At 74.8% G+C, this 552-nt stretch carries 1 pseudogene; it reads right to left on the reverse strand.

The annotated features are described in order from the left end of the window. Positions 1-43: 43 nt before the first annotated feature. A pseudogene (locus tag G3I78_RS47295) lies at positions 44-552 on the reverse strand (pyruvate dehydrogenase (acetyl-transferring), homodimeric type); the annotation flags it as partial.

The following is a 552-nucleotide window of genomic DNA, read 5'->3' on the forward strand; positions in this document are numbered from 1 at the left end:
CCGCGGGGTGACCGGCCGTCGTCGTGCTACCGGGCGGGGAGCGTCAGGACTCGCCGCCCGCGTTGCCGGACGTGCCGGCGGTGACGTCCATGAGGCGGTACTTCTCGATCGCCTGGGCGGACGCGTCCGCGGGGACCTTGCCCTGCTTGGCGAGCGCCTGCAGCGTGCGCACGACGACGGACGGGCCGTCGATCTTGAAGTGCCGGCGGGCCGCCGCGCGCGTGTCCGAGAACCCGAAGCCGTCGGCCCCGAGCACCTCGTAGTCGCCCGGGACCCACTTGCGGATCTGGTCGGGCACGAGGTGGTCGTAGTCGCTCGTCGCGACGAACGGGCCCTCGGCGCCGGACAGCTTGGCCGTGACGTACGCGACGCGCGGCTCGGCGGCCGGGTCGAGGAACGCGGCCTGGTCGGCGGCGAGGCCGTCGCGGCGCAGCTCGTTCCAGCTCGTCACGCTCCACACGTCGGCCGCCACGCCCCAGTCGTCGTGGAGGAGCTGCTGCGCCTCCAGCGCCCACGGCACGCCCACGCCCGAGGCGAGGAGCTGGGCACGAG

The sequence above is a fragment of the Streptomyces sp. SID13726 genome, assembly GCF_010548375.1.
In the GTDB taxonomy this organism is placed as follows: domain Bacteria; phylum Actinomycetota; class Actinomycetes; order Streptomycetales; family Streptomycetaceae; genus Streptomyces.